At 55.5% G+C, this 888-nt stretch carries 2 tRNA genes and 1 rRNA gene; all 3 read right to left on the reverse strand.

Features of this window, described 5'->3' with window-relative positions:
- A 23S ribosomal RNA gene (locus tag C725_RS16560) occupies positions 1 to 407 on the reverse strand; the annotation flags it as partial.
- Between the two features lie 263 nt (positions 408 to 670).
- Positions 671 to 746: transfer RNA gene (locus C725_RS15050), tRNA-Ala, on the reverse strand.
- Positions 747 to 784: 38 nt separating this feature from the next.
- Positions 785 to 861: transfer RNA gene (locus tag C725_RS15055), tRNA-Ile, on the reverse strand.
- Positions 862 to 888 lie beyond the last annotated feature (27 nt).

The raw sequence follows: 888 nt of genomic DNA on the forward strand, positions 1-888 counted from the left end.
CAGATGATTGTTTTCGCGTACGGGGCTGTCACCCACTACGGCGCCTCTTTCCAAAGGCTTCCACTAACGCACAACTGAGTACTGGCCTGGTCCCGGTTCGCTCGCCACTACTACGGGAGTCTCGGTTGATGTCCTTTCCTCCGGGTACTGAGATGTTTCAGTTCTCCGGGTTTGCTTCTCCAAAACTATGTATTCATCTTGAAGATAACCGCCCCAATAAACCGTAGCGGACAAACCGGCCGAAACCGGACCGCCCGTTATGATTTATTGGAGAAGCTGGGTTTCCCCATTCAGAAATCCATGGGTCAAAGACTGCTCACGTCTCGCCATGGCTTATCGCAGTGTGCCACGTCTTTCATCGCCTGTGCATGCCAAGGCATCCACCAAATGCTCTTACCTCACACTTGAGAGTCCACACCACCATCGGCAGCACTGAAACGTGCATGCCAACGGCAATATAGAACTATTTTAATCTCAGCTTGATCTGAAATGCTGCGTCCCCAGACAGCCACCAGTGGTACGACCCACACGGCGCTGACCGGATGCACACATCCCGATCGGCATCGATTTTCAAACCCATTCACAATGTCAATGATCGCAAAACCGCAAGGAAAACCCGCGGCGCTACCGGCCAGAGGCCGGATCCCGTATATCTTCATCCCGGAGATGTTGGTGGAGCCTAACGGGTTCGAACCGTTGACCCCCTGCTTGCAAAGCAGGTGCTCTACCAGCTGAGCTAAGGCCCCGCACCAATCGCCACGACCCCGCCCGAAGGCAAGGATCATGGTGGGCCGAGGAGGACTCGAACCTCCGACCTCACGCTTATCAGGCGTGCGCTCTAACCACCTGAGCTACCGGCCCCCTCCACGCCATAATAGCGGGCAAGGG

Source organism: Pacificimonas flava, assembly GCF_000342165.1.
Classification (GTDB): Bacteria; Pseudomonadota; Alphaproteobacteria; order Sphingomonadales; family Sphingomonadaceae; genus Pacificimonas; species Pacificimonas flava.